A 16,957-nucleotide genomic window follows, 5' to 3' on the forward strand; every position below is an offset into this window, starting at 1 on the left:
CGATCGGACGATTCGTAGATCGGGTTTCGAGACGTCGGTGCCGCTGACCTTCGCAAGCGCGTCGTCCACTCGTCGAATCCGACACCGCCGACGCCGAAGAACACCGTCGTACCCTCGAGGAGTGCTTCGCTTCCCAACGCCGGGGATCACGAAAGCTCCGGTGTAGAAATGGGATACGTGTACACCAGCCCGGTGATCGCATCGGACGGCAGCGTCGTCCCCGACAACGACGGTTCGACCTCAGCGGTATCGGGTCGGCGTCCAGACCGAGATCGGTCAGCCTTCGAACGGCCGAACAGCGCACCGCAGGGAGGGATGAGGACGATCACGGGGCGGCCGCCGGTGCCCTGGCCGACGTGTTCGTCACGGGCGGGCGGTAGCCCGGCACGGTGCGTCGTTCGGCTGGGTGGTGGTACAGATGGTCTCGGCCAATTCCTCGCCGGCACTTCCGTGCTCGACCACAGGGATCAATCCGCGAGTTCGTTCTCCAGGAACTCGCGGAGCTCGTGGCGGACGATCTGGGTGTCCCAGCCGCCCCAGGCGCCGTCGAACCCGTGCCTGGCCTCGGGCAGCCGGACGAGGCGGTGGGGGACGCCTTCGTCCTCCAGCCGGTTCGCCAGCAGCTCGGCCTGCTCCGGCGGAGTGACCTGATCAGCACCACCCTGAGCCAGGAACGTCGGCGGATCCGCCGGGTCGACGTGAGATGTCGGCGAGGTGAAGAGGAAGGGCTCCGCTTCGTTTTCGGTGCGGTCTCCCGCGGGGTCGTATTCGTCGCCGACGCTCGGCCTCCACCACGGTGGCCGCCACTCGTCGAGGCTTGTCTGGTCGGTGGCTGCGTAGAAGGCGGCCACGGCCTCGACGCCGGTGTCTCGGACGTCGCAGCTCGGCGCAAGCCGGGGGTCGCCGTCGTCGTAGGCCGCGAGCAGGGCCGCGACGCCGCCGGCGGAGCGGCCCAGGAGAGCGATACGGTCGGGGTCCACGCCGTAGCGCTCCGCATTCTGCTCGACCCAGCCGACCGCGCATTTCACGTCAGCGGTCACTTCCTGCCCGAGCGGTCTCTGCCCGAGCCGGTAGTCGATGCTGAAGACCACGTATCCCTCCTCGGCGAGCCACGCGCTCCAGAGGACGTCCTCGGTGCGGCTGCCGGTGACCCCACCGCCGCCGTGCACTGTGACCACCGCCGGTCGCAACTCCGGACCGGCTTCATGACCTTCGGGCGGCGGGCGGCGGATGTCGAGCATGAGCTCCTCGCCCTCCGGCCGCGCGTACGTGACGGTCTCGAGCGGACTGTCCAGGGAGGGAAGGGAGAAGTATTCCGAGAGCGAGAGCGGGACGTCCTCCTGCGAGGCGGTGCGCCATCCCTGAGCCACGGGCACCAGGGACAGCGCCACGGTCACCACGCCGAGCACCACCGCCACGAGTGAGGTCCTGCGTAGCCCGGAACGACGCGCGAGAGCGGCCAGGCCGAGGCCGAGTACGGCGAAAAGGGCGACCAGCAGGCTGTACCCGCCGACGAAGACGGCGAGGTACATGAGGACCAGGCTCGGCCACAAACCCACGGCCGGGGTGGGCAGCACGACGAGGAGCCCCAGGAGTAGGCCGACGGTTGCCCACCCCACCGCTGTCACCGCCAGCAGTCGTCGTCGAAACCCGTGTCGGGTATGACCTTTTCCGTCCGCTGGGGTATTCGCGGGTTGCGCGCTGTCCCGAGTATCCACTTCCCCCTCCTCGCGAACCTCGACGGGGCGCCGATCTGCCCTCGAGCGTCATCCCTGCTCCGGGTATGGCGCAGGAGAGTTCGGACATCGAACTGCTCCAGGCGTGCCGCCTGTGACGAAGATGGCTCGAAAGCGCTGCCGGAAATCATGATTCGATTCTGCGTGCCACCCATTCATGGAACGCTGATCGGATTCCGCCGGCTCATTGTCGTGGTGCCTTGGTTCGAGGCGGCAGAGGCGGCGGTGTGAACCACGGCGGCAGCGGCAGCGTCATCGGTATCTCGGTGGAGGTGTCGTACCAGAGAGCGCAGATGTGGCTCTTCCCGGAGGGGTCGTATCCGGGGTCGCGCGAGGTGAATACGACGTGCTGGGTGTGCTCGGGACCGAACGCGTGCCGAAGGTACGGCGGGTCGAAGACGTAGCCGATCGGGCCGCGGTCCAGGTGCGGGACGCCCGTGGCGGCCGTCAGATCGGTGTGGTGCCAGCCGGTGCTGTCCCACCGCAGCTCGTGGATGTGTTCGCCGTCCGGCTCGGCGCCGGGGTAGAGGACGTGCCGGGTGTACCAGGCCGCACACGCGTAGCTCGTCAGTCGTCGAGTGCGTTCCGCGCTGCGCTCGACGGGTACGGCAGGGGCGCCCGCGGCGGCGGTCAGGTCGGTGTGGTGCCAGCCGGCGCTGTCCCACCACAGCTCGTGGAGGTGGCCGTCCGCGCGGCCGATGTAGACGACGTGCTGGGTGTACTGGATGTCGAATGCGTACCCGGAGAGCCAGTACGACCAGTTCGGTTCCGGGGCGCCGGTGGCAGCGGTCAGATCGTGCAGATGCCAACCGTGGATGCCCTGCCATAGCTCCCAGATGTGACCGTTCAGGCTCGCGCACACGACGTGTGCCGTGCCGTGTGCGCGGAATTCGTAGCCGGCCAGAGGCACCAGCAGCGGGGCGCCGACGGCGGCGGTCAGATCGGTGTCGTGCCAGCCGGTGCCGTCCCACCGCAGCTCGCGAATGGACGACACCGTCGGAGTCGCTCCTGACTGCCCGCCCGCCGGAACGACGTCGCCGGCGGCGTAGACGATGTGTTGGCTGCCCGCCGCCTCGGACACGAAGGCGACGGGCTCGGACAATGCCGTCGGCGCCCCCGTGAGGGCGGTCAGATCCTCGAACTGCCACTTGGTCACCGGAGAGCCCCCTCCGCGTCGGCGGAACATCTCTGCGGGAACATCAACCGCGTCGGCCGCACCTGCGCCTGGCCACGCTGTTCCTCGTCACCCCCGTGCACTCCAGAATATGACTCGAGGAAGGTCGGTCGTGCCGGAACGGGTCCCTCACCCACCCCGCCGAATCCCGGCACCGGACGCCCCGAGAGCCTCCGAGTTCGGCTCCGTCCGAAACGCGAACTCGTGTCGGCGCGGGGGAGATGCCGAGTGGCAGGAGGACTCATTCCCCCAGTTCAGCGGGGTGGACGAGGGAGGACCAGTCCGCCCTGTGACAAGCGCCACGCCACACGGTAGGTTGGTGTAACTGCCAGAACTACTCACCAGTAGGGGTTCGACATGCCTGCTCCCAGCGCCGCCACCTTCGCACGGTTGGCCGAGCTCATCGCCATCCCGGACGCGGCGAGCCGTCCCACCCGCTCGGTCGTGGAGGCTTTCACCGGTCGTGAACTCGCGACGGTCCCGGTCGGCAACGCCGACGACGCCAGAGCCGCCATCGAGCGTGCTCGCGTCGCGCAGGCCGACTGGGCGCGCCGCTCCGTCGAGCAACGCGCCGAGATCTTCCACCGGTATCACGACCTGGTGCTGGCCCACCGCGAAGAGCTGATGGATATGGCCCAGGCCGAGACCGGCAAGGCCCGCGCCTCGGCGCAGGAAGAGGTCCTCGACATCGCCCTCACCGCGCGCTACTACGCGCGCACCGCGCCGAAGGTGCTGCGACCGCGACGCGCCACGGGCATGCTGCCCGGTCTGACGAAGACCACGGTGCACTACCACCCGAAGGGGGTCGTGGGGGTCATCGCGCCGTGGAACTACCCGATGACCCTCGCCGTCTCCGACGCCGTCGCCGCGCTGCTCGCCGGCAACGCCGTCGTCCTCAAGCCCGACAGCCAGACCCCCTACTGCGCGCTGGCCGTCGTCGAACTGCTCTACCGGGCGGGCCTGCCGCGTGACCTGTTCGCCGTCGTGCCCGGACCCGGCTCCGTCGTGGGCACCGCCCTCGTCGAGAACGCCGACTACCTGATGTTCACCGGCTCCTCGCAGACCGGCAGCCTCCTCGCCGAGCAGGCGGGCCGTCGCCTGATCGGGTTCTCCGCCGAGCTCGGTGGCAAGAACCCGATGATCGTCACCGCCGGGGCGAATCTGCGTGAGGTCACCGACGCCGCCGTGCGGGCGTGCTTCTCCAACTCCGGACAGCTGTGCATCTCCATCGAACGGATCTACGTCGAGAAGTCCGTCGCCCCCGAGTTCATCCGCATGCTCGGCGAGCGGGTGCGGAACATGACCCTCGCTCCGGGCTACGAATACGGCGTCGAGATGGGCAGCATGGTCAACGAGACGCAGGTCAAGGCCGTCTCCGGGCATGTCGACGACGCGGTCGCCAAGGGTGCCACCGTCGTTGCCGGCGGCAAGGCCCGGCCCGATCTCGGCCCCCTGTTCTACGAGCCGACGGTGCTCACCGACGTCCCCGAGGACGCCGAGTGCTATCGGGAGGAGACGTTCGGCCCGCTCGTGTCGGTGTACCCGGTGGACAACGTCGAGGAAGCGATCCGTCGCGCCAACGACACCGAGTACGGACTCAATGCCAGTGTCTGGGCGGGCACCAAGGCGCAGGGCGAGGCGATCGCGGCGCGGGTGCGGGCCGGCACCGTCAACGTCGACGAGGGCTACGCACCCGCATGGGGCAGCACCGACGCACCGATGGGCGGTATGGGCATCTCGGGCATGGGCCGTCGCCACGGCGCGGAAGGCCTGCTCAAGTACACCGAGCCGCAAACGATCGCGACGACCCGGGTGATGAACCTCGGTGGGCCCCGTGGGGTTCCGCCGAAGCTGTGGTCGAAGGTGATGCCGCCCTTCGTCAAGGCGATGCAGTGGCTGCCGGGCCGGTGACGCCGCGCATTTTCCCGAGCCGGACACGAACGGTGCGACGAACGGGATAATTCGGGTGTGGGCGATCGCCAGGTGCTGCACGGTGCGACGGAGAATCTCCGTGTCCAGCGGCGCCGTCTGCTCGCGTGGTACCTGGCGGTCAGCACAGGACTTGTTGCAGTAGGAATCCTTGCGGCTCTGCTGGATCCGACGATCACCCGATCCGGCAGCTTCGTCGGCATGGCCTCGGCGCTGGCGCTGGGCATCGCCGGGCTGGCGATCCTGCGGTGGGCGCCACGGCGTCTGGGACGCATCCCCATCGTCGCCGCCACCGCATGCGCGGTGGCCGCGATGCCGGCGGTGATCGCGTTCCACGTCGACCCCTCCCGCATCCTCATCAGCGTCATGGGCTCGATGTTCCTGTCGATGTACCTCGCGGCGTTCTGGCCGCCGCGGCAGGCCGTCCTGTGGATCGGGGCGCTCACCACGGCGACCCTCGCCGCCGCGGCCGTCGCCCCGACGCGCCTGCTGTGGGTCGGTTACGTGATCGTCGCCGCCGCCCTGCTCGGCTCCGGAGCGATCTTCGGGGCCGTCGGGCGCCTGCTGGTGAACGCGGCGACCCGGGATCCGCTCACCGGGCTGCGCAACCGCGCCGGCCTCGACCTCGAACTGCGTTCACGGCCACGCGACCGCAGCAACCAGGTCTGCCTCGGCCTGCTCGACGTCGACGGGTTCAAGGCGTTCAACGACGAGCATGGGCATCCCGCAGGGGACGCCCTGCTCCGTGATGCCGCCGAGGCGTGGGCGCAGCAGGTGCCACGCGGTGGGATCCTCGCCCGACTCGGTGGCGACGAATTCCTCGTCGTCCTCCCGGACACGGGGGAGGAGGAAGGGCGCGCGGTGCTCGAGAACATGGCCCGCGCGAATCCCGTACCGGTCAGTTTCGGCGTCGCAGCCGGCGTCGTGGGCGACCCCATGGATCTGTACCACGACGCCGACATGGATCTGTACCGGGCCAAGGCCGCAGCCTGGGCTCACCTGCCGGACCGACTGGCCCCACTGCCCCTGCCCGATGTCCTCGACCTGCTGCCCGTCCCCATCCTCGCCGTGCGCGACGGCGGGGCCGTCGCCTACGCCAACCCCTCCTTTGCCGCGCTGTTCGGTGTCGACGCCCGACAGGTGGAGAATCGGCCGCTGAACGAGATCCTCACCGGCGGCACATGGCCCGACGGGGCCGTCACCGTCCGCTCGCTGCACGACCGGACCGGGCAACTGTGCGAGTTCGGCCGGCCGGACGGGACGGTGGTGCAGGCGACGGTCGGCGCCGCCCGGATCCGGTGGGAGAACACCCTCGCGACCCTGGTGGTGCTCGGCGACGTCACCGAACAGCCCAGTTACGTATCCCGATGACCGCCGCTCGGTGACCACGCGGATCCGGGTTCGGCGACTACCCTTTCCTGTGTGCCGCGCACGGTGACGCTGTTCCTCGCCGGAGACGTGATGACCGGCCGGGGCGTGGACCAGATCCTCCCGCACCCCGGAGGGCCGAGGCTGCGCGAGTCCTACGTGAAGGACGCCCGGGACTACGTCGAGCTCGCAGAGACCCACAGCGGGGTGATCCCGCGGCCGGTGGATTTCGGCTGGCCGTGGGGTGTCGCGCTGCCCGTGCTCGACGAATGCGCCCCCGACGTGCGGATCGTCAACCTGGAGACATCGGTGACCACGTCGCGGGACTTCGCGCCGGACAAGGGCATCCACTACCGGATGAACCCGGCGAACGTCGAGGTGATCACCGTCGCGCGAGTCGACGTGTGCACACTCGCCAACAATCACGTGCTCGACTTCGGCATCCGCGGTCTGCGCGAGACCGTCGAGGTCCTCACGGCGGCGGGACTGCGGCTCACCGGTGCGGGCGGCGACGACCGGGCGGCACGGCAGCCGGCGACGGTCCCCGTCGGATCGTCCCGGGTCCGGGTGTGGTCGGTCGGTGCGGTGTCGAGCGGGATCACTCCTTCGTGGGCCGCCACGCCGACGCGGCCCGGCGTGGCCCTGCTGCCGGTGTCGGAGGCGGGCGCCGACGAACTGCTCGCCCGGATCGACGCCGACCGCGGGGCCGGCGACGTGGCGGTGGTGTCGGTGCACTGGGGGTCCAACTGGGGCTACGCCGTGCCGGACGCGCACGTGCGGTTCGCGCACCGGCTGGTCGACGGTGGCGTCGACGTCGTGCACGGGCACTCGTCCCATCATCCGCGCCCGCTGGAGATCTACCGCGGCAGGCCCGTGCTCTACGGGTGCGGCGACCTGATCAACGACTACGAGGGCATCGGCGGTTACGAACGCTTCCACGACGAACTGCGGCTGCTGTACCTCGTCACCTTCGACGCGGACACGCGGGAACTGCAGGAGATGCGGATGCTGCCGGTGCGGGCGCGGCGGATACGGCTCGAGCACGTCACGCAGTCGCAGCAGCGGTGGCTGCGCGCGACGCTCGAGGAGGCGTCTGCCGGTTTCGGCACCCGCCTGCAGCCCGGGGACGACGATCCGTGGATCCGGATCGCTTGCTGAGACCGCGTGGTCACCCGCCGGGACGCGGCACGGGCACACCGTCGACGACGAGGTCCACCTTCTCGTTGTAGAACGCGACGTGGCCGGCGATCGGTGCGACGGCGGGAATCGGATCCGGGTACGCCCACGCGACGTTCTCGACTCGCGGCGATCCGGTGAAGGTCCAGTACCGGGCCGTGCCCTTGTAGGGGCACGAGGTGTGCAGGTCCGTTTCCTCGAGCACCGAGAAGTCGACGTCCGCGGGCGGGAGGTAGTACCGCACCGGCAGCCGGGTCTCGAACAGCAGCACCGGCGTGCGGGTGTCGGCGACAATCGTGCCGGCGACGGACACCTGCACGTGCCGGCTGCTGGGCAGCGCATCGACTCGGTGATACGGGTCGCGGGGATGAACGAAGATTTCCGTGTCCTCCTCGTACCAGTGCTGAATGCCCGGCCCGCCGGGGTGCTGAATGCCCGGCCCGCCGGGGTGCTGAATGCCCGGCCCGCCGGGGTGCTGAATGCCCGGCCCGCCGGGGTGCTCGATGCCCGGCCTCTGGTGACCGACCCATTCGAAGCCGACGTACTCCTCGAGCCCCGCGACGTCGAGCCCGAACGCCGCGGCGGGCGACCGGGTCTCGCCGTCGGTCAGGTCGAACCACTGCCCGACGTCGTTCCTGTCGCCCGGTACCAGGGCGGGCGACAGGAGATCGGTGCGCACGTCGTCGCGGGGAAACAGGTAGAAGGGGACGGGGTGGCCGGGCGGCCACACCAGCAGCGCGCGGACGGTGTCGATCACGGTGTGGCCGGCCCAGGTTCCGCGGATCCGCCGCTCACTGGGCTCGTACAGGTAACCGTCCGATGGGGGTGGACGGCGGCGGACGGCGGACCTGCGGGCCATGCCCCGACGGTACGCCGGCAAGACGTGCGCCGAGGCCCGGATCACCCGGCGGGCACGCGTTCGTCGTCGCGCGTGACGGCGTAGACGTCCGGGTCGAACGCCGACACCCGGCGCCGGAGCGCGGCCGACGACCACGGCCAGTTGAAGCTGTTGCGGCCGTTGACGTCGAAGAAGTAGCTGCGGCATCCGCCGGAGTTGTAGACGGTGCCCGGAAGGGCGGCCTGAACCTCGTCGTCGAAGGCGTCCTGGGCCTCCCTGCGCACCTCGAGGGTGCGCCAGCCGTGGCGCAGGGCCGTGTCGATCGCCGTCACGACGTGGTCGAGCTGGGCTTCGAGAATCAGGAAGGCCGACGTGTGGCCGGTGCCGAGGCTCGGTCCGAGCAGGACGAACGCATTGGGGAAGCCCGCGACCGACGAGCCGAGGTAGGCCCGCGGGCTGCCCTGCCAGTGCTCGTCGAGGCTGCGGCCCTGCCCGTCGAACACCCGGCCCGCGATCGGCATGTCGAGAATGTGGAAGCCGGTGCCGAAGACGATCGCGTCGACCTCGGTCTCGCTGCCGTCCCGGGCGATCACGGTGGAGCCGCGGATCTCCTGTACCGCTGCGGGGTGGACCTCGACATTGGGCCGGGTCAGGGCCGGGTAGTACGTGTTGGACATGAGCAGCCGCTTGCAGCCGAGGGTGTAGTCGGGCGTCAGGACCCGGCGCAGCCGCGGGTCGCGCACCTGGGCGCGGAGCTGGGCCCGGCCGATCCACTGCAGCCGGCGCATGATCCAGGGGTGCCGGAAGCCGAGGCCGAGGGCCTCCATCAGGCCGTATTCGATCGTCTCGACCAACCGTCGCGCGCCCGGCAGGCGAGCGAGCAGCCGGCGTTCGGTCGCGGACAGGTGCCGGTCGGGTTTGGGCAGCACCCACTGCGCCGTCCGCTGGTACAGGTGCAGGCGTGCGACGTCGGGTGCGATCTCGGGGACGAACTGGACCGCCGAGGCGCCCGTGCCGACGACGGCGACGCGTTTGCCGCGCAGGTCGTAGTCGTGGTTCCAGCGCGCGGAGTGGAACACCTCGCCGGGGAACTGCGACAGACCGGGGATCTCGGGCACGAGCGGTTCGTTCCACGGCCCTGCGGCGGCGACGAGGAAGTGCGCCCGGACGGTGCCGGCGGTGGTGGTGATCGTCCAGCGCGCGTCCACGTCGTCCCAGTCCGCTCTCAGGACCTCGACTCCGAACCGGACGTGGGACGTCACGTCCTGTGCGTCTGCGGTGTGCTCGATGTAGTCGCGGATCTCCCGCTGTCCGGCGAACAGGCGGCTCCAGTCCCGGTTCCGGGCGAAGGAGTACGAGTACAGCAGCGACGGCACGTCGCATGCGCAGCCCGGGTAGGTGTTGGCACGCCACGTCCCGCCGAGGCTGTCGGCCTTCTCGAGGACGACGAAATCGGTGATGCCGCGCCGTCGCAGGGCAATCGCCGCGCCGATGCCGGATATCCCGGCGCCGATCACCACCACCCGGTGTTCGCCCATTGCGTTGCCTCTCGTCCGCGTCCGATCCGAATACCGCCGGTATTCGGATAACCACAGTATCCGAGTTTAGGCCGCTCCGGTACCGTCGAGCCGTGGCACGACAGACCCGGCAGCAGACTCAGGCACGCACACGCGAGGATCTGCTGGCCACGGCGACCGAGCACTTCCTCGACCGTGGTTACTCCGCGGCGTCGCTCGAGCAGATCGCCGAGGACGCCGGCTATTCCAAGGGCGCGGTGTACTCGAACTTCCGCAACAAGGACGAGCTGTGCTTCGCGGTGCTCGACCGGATCCGGGCCGAGCGCATGGGCGAGATCGCCGCGACGCTCGAGGGCGGTGCGTCGCTCGACGACGTGGTGGCCGCCTTCGGCGCCTGGGCCGAGCGCACCATCGGCGACCGGAGGTGGACCCTCCTCGAGATCGAGTTCTCGGTGCGCTCCCGGCACGACGAACTGATCCGTTCCCGCATCGCGGCCGGTGCCGCCGGGGTGCGGACACTGATCGCCGAGCTGATCCGATCGCTCGCCGCCCGGTTCGGCCTCGAACCGGCGGTCGAGCCCGAACAGGCGGCGACGATGCTGCTCGGGCTCGGCATCGGCCTCGGCCTGCAGCGCGCGATCAGCCCCGACCTGCCGGCCGCGGCGCTCACCGGCGCCGTGCGTGCGGTGCTGGGAGTGGGACGATGACCGGTTCGATCCGCTAGCGGGCCTGATAGGTCAGGCAGTTGGCGGCGTGCTCGCCGCTGCCGCTGCCACCGACCCGGATCTCGCTCGCGGTGCACTCGAGATCCTGGTTGTGCACGCAGTCGGCGCGCTGGCAGGCGCCGACCATGCTGGTGACGGTGTCCAGGCCGCCCTTGGTCGACAGCGGGATGAACGTCTCGCAGTCGGCGCTGCCGTTGTGGCCGGCGACGTTGATGGCGTAGGCGTGACAGCCGTCGTGGTTGTAGGAGCAGGTGCTGACGCTGCACGCGGTGACGTGCGGCATTTCCATCGTGGTCATGATCGAACCTTCCCGAAGGGGGTTGTCCACTGAGGGCTGCCCACCATGCTAGTGCCGCGCCAGGCGTCCGGACAGGTCGATCGGCCGACGGATGTCGTTGATACGCCGCCCATTTCGGACACGTCGCTGTTGCGCAATACCCGTGGGCTCACATCCGGGCGGGCTCGTGCACCGGCTCGAGGCCCGGTCGCCGGGCGGGGATGGCGAAGGTGACGGCTGCGGCGACCAGGGCGACACCGCAACCGATGAGCATTCCGGTGCGGAACCCGGCCTCGGTGGGCAGGGTGTAGCCGCCGGCCTGCACGCTCATCTGCGACAGGACCACGCCGACGACCGCGGCCGACACCGAGGTACCCACAGCGCGCATCAGGGCGTTGACGCTGTTCGCCGAGGCCGTCGCGGACTGCGGCACCGCACCCATGATCAGCGCGGGCATGGCCCCGTAGGCGAAGCCGACCCCGGCGCTGCAGATGCAGACGACGAGCATCAGACCCCACGTCGAGCCCATGAGTAGCAGCGACGAGCCGTACCCGGCGGCGATGACCAGGCAGCCGACCAGCAGGGTGACCTTCGGGCCCCGGGTCGCGGACAGCTTGCCGCCGATCGGTGACACGGCCATCATCACCAGGCCGCCCGGTGCCATCCACAGGCCCATGGCCAGCATCGACTGGCCGAGGCCGTAGCCGGTCTCGGCGGGCAGCTGCAGCAGTTGCGGCACGATGAGCGACTGCGCGTACATCCCGAAGCCCACCACGATCGAGGCGGCGTTGGTCAGCAGCACGGGGGGCCGGGCGGTGGCCCGCAGGTCCACGAGCGGATGCGGTCGGCGCAGCTCCCACCAGCCCCACAGCAGCAGTGCGACGAGGGCGGCGACGAACAGATCGAGTGTCGTCGTGCTCGTCCACCCCCAGTCGGCGCCCTTGGACACGGCGAGCAGCAGGCACACCAGGGCGATGCCGAGCCCGATCGCCCCGACGACGTCGAAGCTGCCGGCTCTGCCGTGCACCGGGATCTCGGGGATCACGACCCACAGCAGCGCGAAGATCGCCACGCTCAGCACCGCGACGGCCCAGAACAGCACCCGCCAGTTCGCGTGCTCGGCAACTGCCGCCGCGACCGGTAGGCCCAGGGCTCCGCCGATGCCCATGGAGGCACTCATCAGGGCGATGGACGAGTGCAGGCGGTGTGGGGGCAGCAGGTCCTTGAGGGCGCTGATACCCAGCGGGATGAGGCCCACACCGACGCCCTGCAAGGCCCGGCCCGCCACCATCGGCAGCAGCGACGACGACAGCGCGCACACCACCGAGCCCGCGACCAGTGGAACGGTGCAGATCAGCAGCATCCTCCGCTTGCCGTACATGTCACCCAGGCGTCCGGTGACGGGCGTGGCGACCGCACCCGCGAGCAGCGTCGCGGTGATCACCCACGACGCATTCGACGACGTCGTGCCCAGGATGGCGGGCAGATCGGCGATGAGGGGCACCACCAGCGTCTGCATCAGTGCGGCGACGATGCCGGTGAACGCCAGCACCCCCACCAGGGCGCCAGGTCGCACCGAGGGTGGTACGGGCGGTGCCGTGGCCGTTGTCGATCCGTCCACGCGGGTTCTCCCTCCGGGCGCGGGCCTGCGCCTCGCAATGTGTACTACACACAAAGTATGCATTATGCACATTTGGCGGCGATCAGCGGCCGGATAATGAGGACGGACGCTGTCGCCGACGGAAGAGACACATGGACAAGCCCACGCACTCGATCGAGTTCGAGATGATGCTGCTCGGCCGGCACCTGAACCTCTTCGGGCCCAAGGGCCGGGACGCCGGTCGGCTCGACCGCAGTGCCTACACCGTGCTCAGCCGACTCGCCGTGCAGGGACCGATGTCCATCGGCCAGCTCAGCGACGCCTTCGGCCTGGACGCGTCCACGCTGAACCGGCAGACGGCCGCGCTGCTCAAGGCCGGCCTCGCCGAGCGCATCCCCGACCCCGACGGGGGGATCGCGCGCAAGTTCCGCATCACCGCGGAAGGGGTCCGTCGTCTCGACGACGAACGCGCCAGCTCCGTCGCCGGCCTCGAGCGGGTGCTGGTGGACTGGGATCCGTCCGAGGTCGCCGAGTTCGCTCGCTGGCTCGCACGGTTCAACACCGACATCGAGCGCCTCACGGGACACCCCTGGCCCCGTCCGGCGGGTTCGTGCGGACCGTCCCCGTCCCGCAGCGAGGGCGACGGCGGGTCCTGACCGGCGCAACCGCCCGGGAGGGGGCTCGGACCGGTTCGGTCCCGATCGTTGACATTGACGTCAATGTCCACGCATGCTGTGCGGGTGACCACGAGCGAAGCCCAGGAGCGGGCCCGATCCGCGCGCCGCGACAGCGACGGACCGCGTCGGCGGGAACTGCTCGACGCCGCCCGCGACTGCTTCGGTGAACTCGGCTACGAGCGCACCACCGTCGCGGTGATCACCGACCGCGCCGCCGTCTCCCGCGCCACCTTCTACGCCTACTTCTCCTCCAAGGAGGAGGTGTTCCGCGCCCTCGCCACCCTCGTGTGCCGGCAGTTCCTCGACGCCCAGCACGTGGAGGGACCGACGGTGGACGATCTGCGGGAGGTGCTGCGCACGACGACCCGGGCTTCCATCGAATCCATGTACGCCAACGGCCGCATCCTCGAGCTGATCGAGCACCGTGCCCGCCTCGACGACGAGGTGGGCAAGGAATGGGAGAGCGTGCGCGAGCGGCTCGTCGGGCGCTACGTCCGCTTCGTCGAGCGCATCGACGCCACCGGCGACGTCACGCTCAGCGCGCACCCGGAACGGATCGCGCGCACCCTCGTCGACGCCCAGCGTGCCGGCGCCGTGCGCCTGCTCGATGCCCCGCGACAGGAACAGCTCTCCTACATCGACGACATGATCGCGATGTCCGAACGGCTCATCGGCTTCCGCTGACCGGCCCCGACCGACAGGACCACCCATGCTGCTCGTAGCCAACCGCGGCGAGATCGCGCTGCGCGTCGTCCGCTCCGCCACCGAACTCGGCATCGACACCGTCGCCGTGTATGCCGAGGACGACGCCGACAGCCCCCACGTCGCCGCCGCCACCCGCGCCGTCGCGCTGACCGGTGCCGGGCCCGCCGCCTACCTCGACGGCCAGGCCCTGTTGCGCGCGGCCACCGAGACCGGCTGCACCCTCGTCCACCCCGGATACGGATTCCTCAGCGAGAACGCCGAATTCGCCGACGCCTGCGCCGCGGCCGGGATGACGTTCGTCGGACCCGACCCGCAGGTGCTGCGGATCTTCGGCGACAAGGCCGCCGCCCGCCGCGCCGCCGTCGCCGCCCGGGTGCCCGTGCTGCCCGCCACCGACGGGGGCGTCACCGTCGACGCGGCCCGCGACTTCCTCGCCGCCCACCCCGGCGGCATCGTCCTCAAGGCGCTCGCCGGTGGCGGTGGCCGCGGCATGCGGGTGGTGCGCGACGCCGCGACCCTCGACGACGCCTTCCGGGCGTGTACCACGGAGGCGGAACACGGCTTCGGCAACGGCGCGCTGTTCGCCGAGGCGCTGTGCGACCGCGCCCGGCACATCGAGGTGCAGATCGTCGCCGCGGCCGACGACGCGGGCGGAGTGCGCGCCCTCGCGCTCGGCGACCGGGACTGCAGCGTGCAGCGGCGCCACCAGAAACTGGTGGAAGTCGCTCCCGCGCAACGGCTCGACGCGACCGTGCGACGCACGCTGCACGAGGCCGCGGCCCGGCTGTGCGCGTCGGTAGGGTACCGCGGCCTCGCCACCGTCGAGTTCCTCGTCGCCGGCGATCAGACGGTGTTCCTCGAGGTGAACCCGCGAATTCAGGTGGAGCACACGGTGACCGAGGAGGTCACCGGCATCGACCTCGTCGCGACGCAGGTGGCGATCGCCCGCGGTGCCCGGTTCGGCGAACTCGGCCTGCCCGGCGGCATCACCGCCGACGGCGCCGGGGTGCGTGGTGAGCCCGCCGCCGCACAGGGGATCGCCGTCCAGGCGCGCGTCAACACCGAGACCATGCGCCCGGACGGACGGGCCGTACCCGCGTCCGGCACGCTCACCGCGTTCACCCCGCCCACCGGGCCGGGCGTCCGCGTCGACACCTACGGCCGTCCCGGGCTGACGACCAGTCCGCGCTACGACTCGTTGCTGGCCAAGGTGATCACCCACACCCGCATCGACGACTTCGCCGCGGCGCTGCGCAAGACGGACGCCGCCCTCGGGGACCTGCTCGTCGCGGGGGTCGCCACCAACACCGAATTCCTGCAGAACATTCTGCGCGACAAAGACTTCGCCGCCTGCGACGTGCACACGTCGTGGCTGGACGAGCGGATCGCCGATCTCGCCGTCGCCGGCCCCGACGACGCACCGGCCGTCGCGCCGGAACTGCACGCCGGGGAGGAGGCGGTGCGTGCCGACATGGTCGGCACCGTCGTCGAGACCGCCGCCGACGGCGACGCGCTCACCGCGGGCGCTCCCGTCGTCGTGCTCGAGGCGATGAAGATGCAGCACGTGGTGTCCGCCTCCGGACCCGCCACCGTGGTGCGTCTGCTGGTGCGGCCCGGACAGACCGTGCAACCGGGGGAGGTGCTGGCCGTGGTGCGCGCCGAGTCCGGCGCAGCGGCCGTCGGTGACGACGGTGAGCGCGACCTCGACACCGTGCGCGACGACCTCGCCGAGATCCGCGACCGGCACGAACGCACCCTCGACGCCGCCCGCCCCGACGCGGTGGCCAAGCGGCACCGGACCGGGCGCCGCACGGCGCGGGAGAACATCGCCGAACTCGTCGACGACGGCACCTTCGTCGAATACGGGCCGCTCGTGCTCGCCGCGCAGCGCAGCCGCCGCAGCGAGGAGGACCTGATCGCCAACACACCCGCCGACGGCCTCGTCGGCGGCCTCGCCCGCATCGACGGCGCCGAATCGGTGGTGCTCTCCTACGACTACACCGTCCTCGCCGGTACGCAGGGCATGCGCAACCACGCCAAGACCGACCGGCTGCTCGAACTCGCCGCCCGGCGCGAGGTACCGCTCGTGCTGTTCGCCGAGGGCGGCGGCGGGCGTCCCGGCGACGTCGACGCCGGACCCGGACAGGGTCTGGAACTGTCGACCTTCCGGGCGATGGCCGCCCTGCGCGGACGCGTCCCGACGATCGCGGTGGTCTCCGGTCGGTGCTTCGCCGGCAACGCTGCCCTCGCCGGCGTGTGCGACGTGCTGATCGCCACCCCCGAGGCCAACATCGGCATGGGCGGTCCCGCGATGATCGAGGGCGGCGGTCTCGGCGTCTTCCGACCCGAGGACATCGGCCCGGTCGACGTGCAGCGCCGCAACGGCGTCGTACACCTCGCCGCGCGCGACGAGGCACACGCCGTCGAGCTGGCCCGGCAGTACCTCGGGTACTTCACCACCGCGACCGACGGCTGGCAGGCCCCGGATCCGCGGCTCGCGCGGCACGTGGTTCCGGAGAACCGGTTGCGCGCCTACGACGTGCGCGCCGCGATCGACGCGATCGCCGACGTCGGCTCCGTGCTCGAACTGCGCGGCGACTACGGCGTCGGCATCGTCACCGCCCTGGTCCGCGTCGAGGGCGCGGCGTACGGGGTGCTCGCCAACAGCAGCCACCACCTCGGCGGCGCGATCGACGCCGAGGCCGCAGACAAGGCCGCCGACTTCCTCGAACTGTGCCAGGCGCACCGCGTGCCCGTCGTGAGCCTGTGCGACACACCGGGATTCATGGTCGGACCCGAGTCGGAGAAGGAGGCCACGGTGCGCCGGTTCGGTCGGCTGTTCGTCGCCGGCGCGCGCCTGACCGTCCCGTTCGGCACGATCATCCTGCGCAAGGGCTACGGCCTCGGCGCCATGGCGATGGCCGGCGGGTCCTTCCACGCCCCCGAGTTCACCGTGGCGTGGCCCACCGGCGAGATCGGCGGCATGGGACTCGAGGGTGCGGTGCGGCTCGGCTTCCGCAAGGAACTCGAGGCCGCCCCCGACCCGGCCGCGCGTGACGAACTGTTCGCGCAGCTCGTCGCCGCCGCCTACCAGCACGGCAAGGCGCTGCAGGCCGCGACGATCTTCGAGCTCGACGACGTCATCGATCCGGCCGACACCCGGGCCTGGGTGTCGCGGCTGCGCATGTCCTGAGCGAGGGCGGGTACCCGTCCGGCACCGACGTGAAGGAGGTGG

Annotated in this window: 13 protein-coding genes; 7 read left to right on the forward strand and 6 right to left on the reverse strand. The window is 70.7% G+C overall.

The window, feature by feature from the left end:
* Positions 1–467 precede the first annotated feature (467 nt).
* Together AC2IPW_RS00735 and AC2IPW_RS00740 are read right to left on the reverse strand one after the other, a co-directional pair.
* Positions 468–1,619, reverse strand: a complete 1,152-nt coding sequence (locus AC2IPW_RS00735; protein ID WP_486376047.1) for an alpha/beta hydrolase fold domain-containing protein — start codon at positions 1,617–1,619, stop codon at positions 468–470.
* A gap of 301 nt (positions 1,620–1,920) precedes the next feature.
* Entirely contained in the window at positions 1,921–2,892 is a 972-nt protein-coding gene (locus AC2IPW_RS00740; RefSeq protein WP_486376048.1) for a hypothetical protein, read from the reverse strand.
* A gap of 375 nt (positions 2,893–3,267) precedes the next feature.
* Between AC2IPW_RS00740 and AC2IPW_RS00745 the strand changes: the two genes are divergently transcribed.
* Genes AC2IPW_RS00745 through AC2IPW_RS00755 form a run of 3 tightly spaced genes read left to right on the forward strand, consistent with a single transcriptional unit; the run spans position 3,268 to position 7,365 of the window.
* Complete coding sequence (locus AC2IPW_RS00745) at positions 3,268–4,821, forward strand: succinic semialdehyde dehydrogenase (RefSeq protein WP_486376049.1); 1,554 nt, start codon at positions 3,268–3,270, stop codon at positions 4,819–4,821.
* 57 nt (positions 4,822–4,878) lie between these two features.
* A complete protein-coding gene (locus AC2IPW_RS00750) occupies positions 4,879–6,210 on the forward strand; it encodes a diguanylate cyclase domain-containing protein (RefSeq protein ID WP_371384185.1) in 1,332 nt (443 codons plus the stop codon).
* A 51-nt stretch (positions 6,211–6,261) separates the two neighbouring features.
* Positions 6,262–7,365 (forward strand): CapA family protein, encoded by a 1,104-nt coding sequence (locus tag AC2IPW_RS00755; protein ID WP_003939366.1) that lies wholly within the window; start codon positions 6,262–6,264, stop codon positions 7,363–7,365.
* A gap of 10 nt (positions 7,366–7,375) precedes the next feature.
* Here the strand turns inward: AC2IPW_RS00755 and AC2IPW_RS00760 are convergent, their stop codons facing one another.
* Both AC2IPW_RS00760 and AC2IPW_RS00765 read right to left on the reverse strand, forming a co-directional pair.
* Positions 7,376–8,242 (reverse strand): DUF427 domain-containing protein, encoded by an 867-nt coding sequence (locus AC2IPW_RS00760; RefSeq protein WP_486376050.1) that lies wholly within the window; start codon positions 8,240–8,242, stop codon positions 7,376–7,378.
* 41 nt (positions 8,243–8,283) lie between these two features.
* Positions 8,284–9,759, reverse strand: a complete 1,476-nt coding sequence (locus AC2IPW_RS00765) for a flavin-containing monooxygenase (RefSeq protein ID WP_486376051.1) — start codon at positions 9,757–9,759, stop codon at positions 8,284–8,286.
* Between the two features lie 92 nt (positions 9,760–9,851).
* Here AC2IPW_RS00765 and AC2IPW_RS00770 point away from each other — a divergent pair, with 92 nt between their 5' ends.
* A complete protein-coding gene (locus tag AC2IPW_RS00770) occupies positions 9,852–10,445 on the forward strand; it encodes a TetR/AcrR family transcriptional regulator (RefSeq protein ID WP_416062398.1) in 594 nt (197 codons plus the stop codon).
* Between the two features lie 13 nt (positions 10,446–10,458).
* Here the strand turns inward: AC2IPW_RS00770 and AC2IPW_RS00775 are convergent, their stop codons facing one another.
* Complete coding sequence (locus AC2IPW_RS00775; RefSeq protein WP_289379161.1) at positions 10,459–10,761, reverse strand: DUF1540 domain-containing protein; 303 nt, start codon at positions 10,759–10,761, stop codon at positions 10,459–10,461.
* Between the two features lie 148 nt (positions 10,762–10,909).
* Positions 10,910–12,298: an MFS transporter gene (locus AC2IPW_RS00780; protein ID WP_486377069.1), complete on the reverse strand. Its 1,389-nt coding sequence runs from the start codon at positions 12,296–12,298 to the stop codon at positions 10,910–10,912.
* 194 nt (positions 12,299–12,492) lie between these two features.
* Between AC2IPW_RS00780 and AC2IPW_RS00785 the strand changes: the two genes are divergently transcribed.
* The 3 genes from AC2IPW_RS00785 (at position 12,493) to AC2IPW_RS00795 (ending at position 16,915) form a co-directional block, all read left to right on the forward strand.
* A complete protein-coding gene (locus tag AC2IPW_RS00785; protein WP_486376052.1) occupies positions 12,493–12,996 on the forward strand; it encodes a MarR family winged helix-turn-helix transcriptional regulator in 504 nt (167 codons plus the stop codon).
* 78 nt (positions 12,997–13,074) lie between these two features.
* Positions 13,075–13,701, forward strand: coding sequence for a TetR/AcrR family transcriptional regulator (locus AC2IPW_RS00790; protein WP_371384209.1), 627 nt, complete (start codon positions 13,075–13,077; stop codon positions 13,699–13,701).
* Between the two features lie 25 nt (positions 13,702–13,726).
* On the forward strand, positions 13,727–16,915 hold the full coding sequence (locus AC2IPW_RS00795; RefSeq protein ID WP_486376053.1) for an acetyl-CoA carboxylase family protein: 3,189 nt from the start codon (positions 13,727–13,729) through the stop codon (positions 16,913–16,915).
* Positions 16,916–16,957 lie beyond the last annotated feature (42 nt).

It is taken from the genome of Rhodococcus sp. NS-SX18, assembly GCF_057367935.1.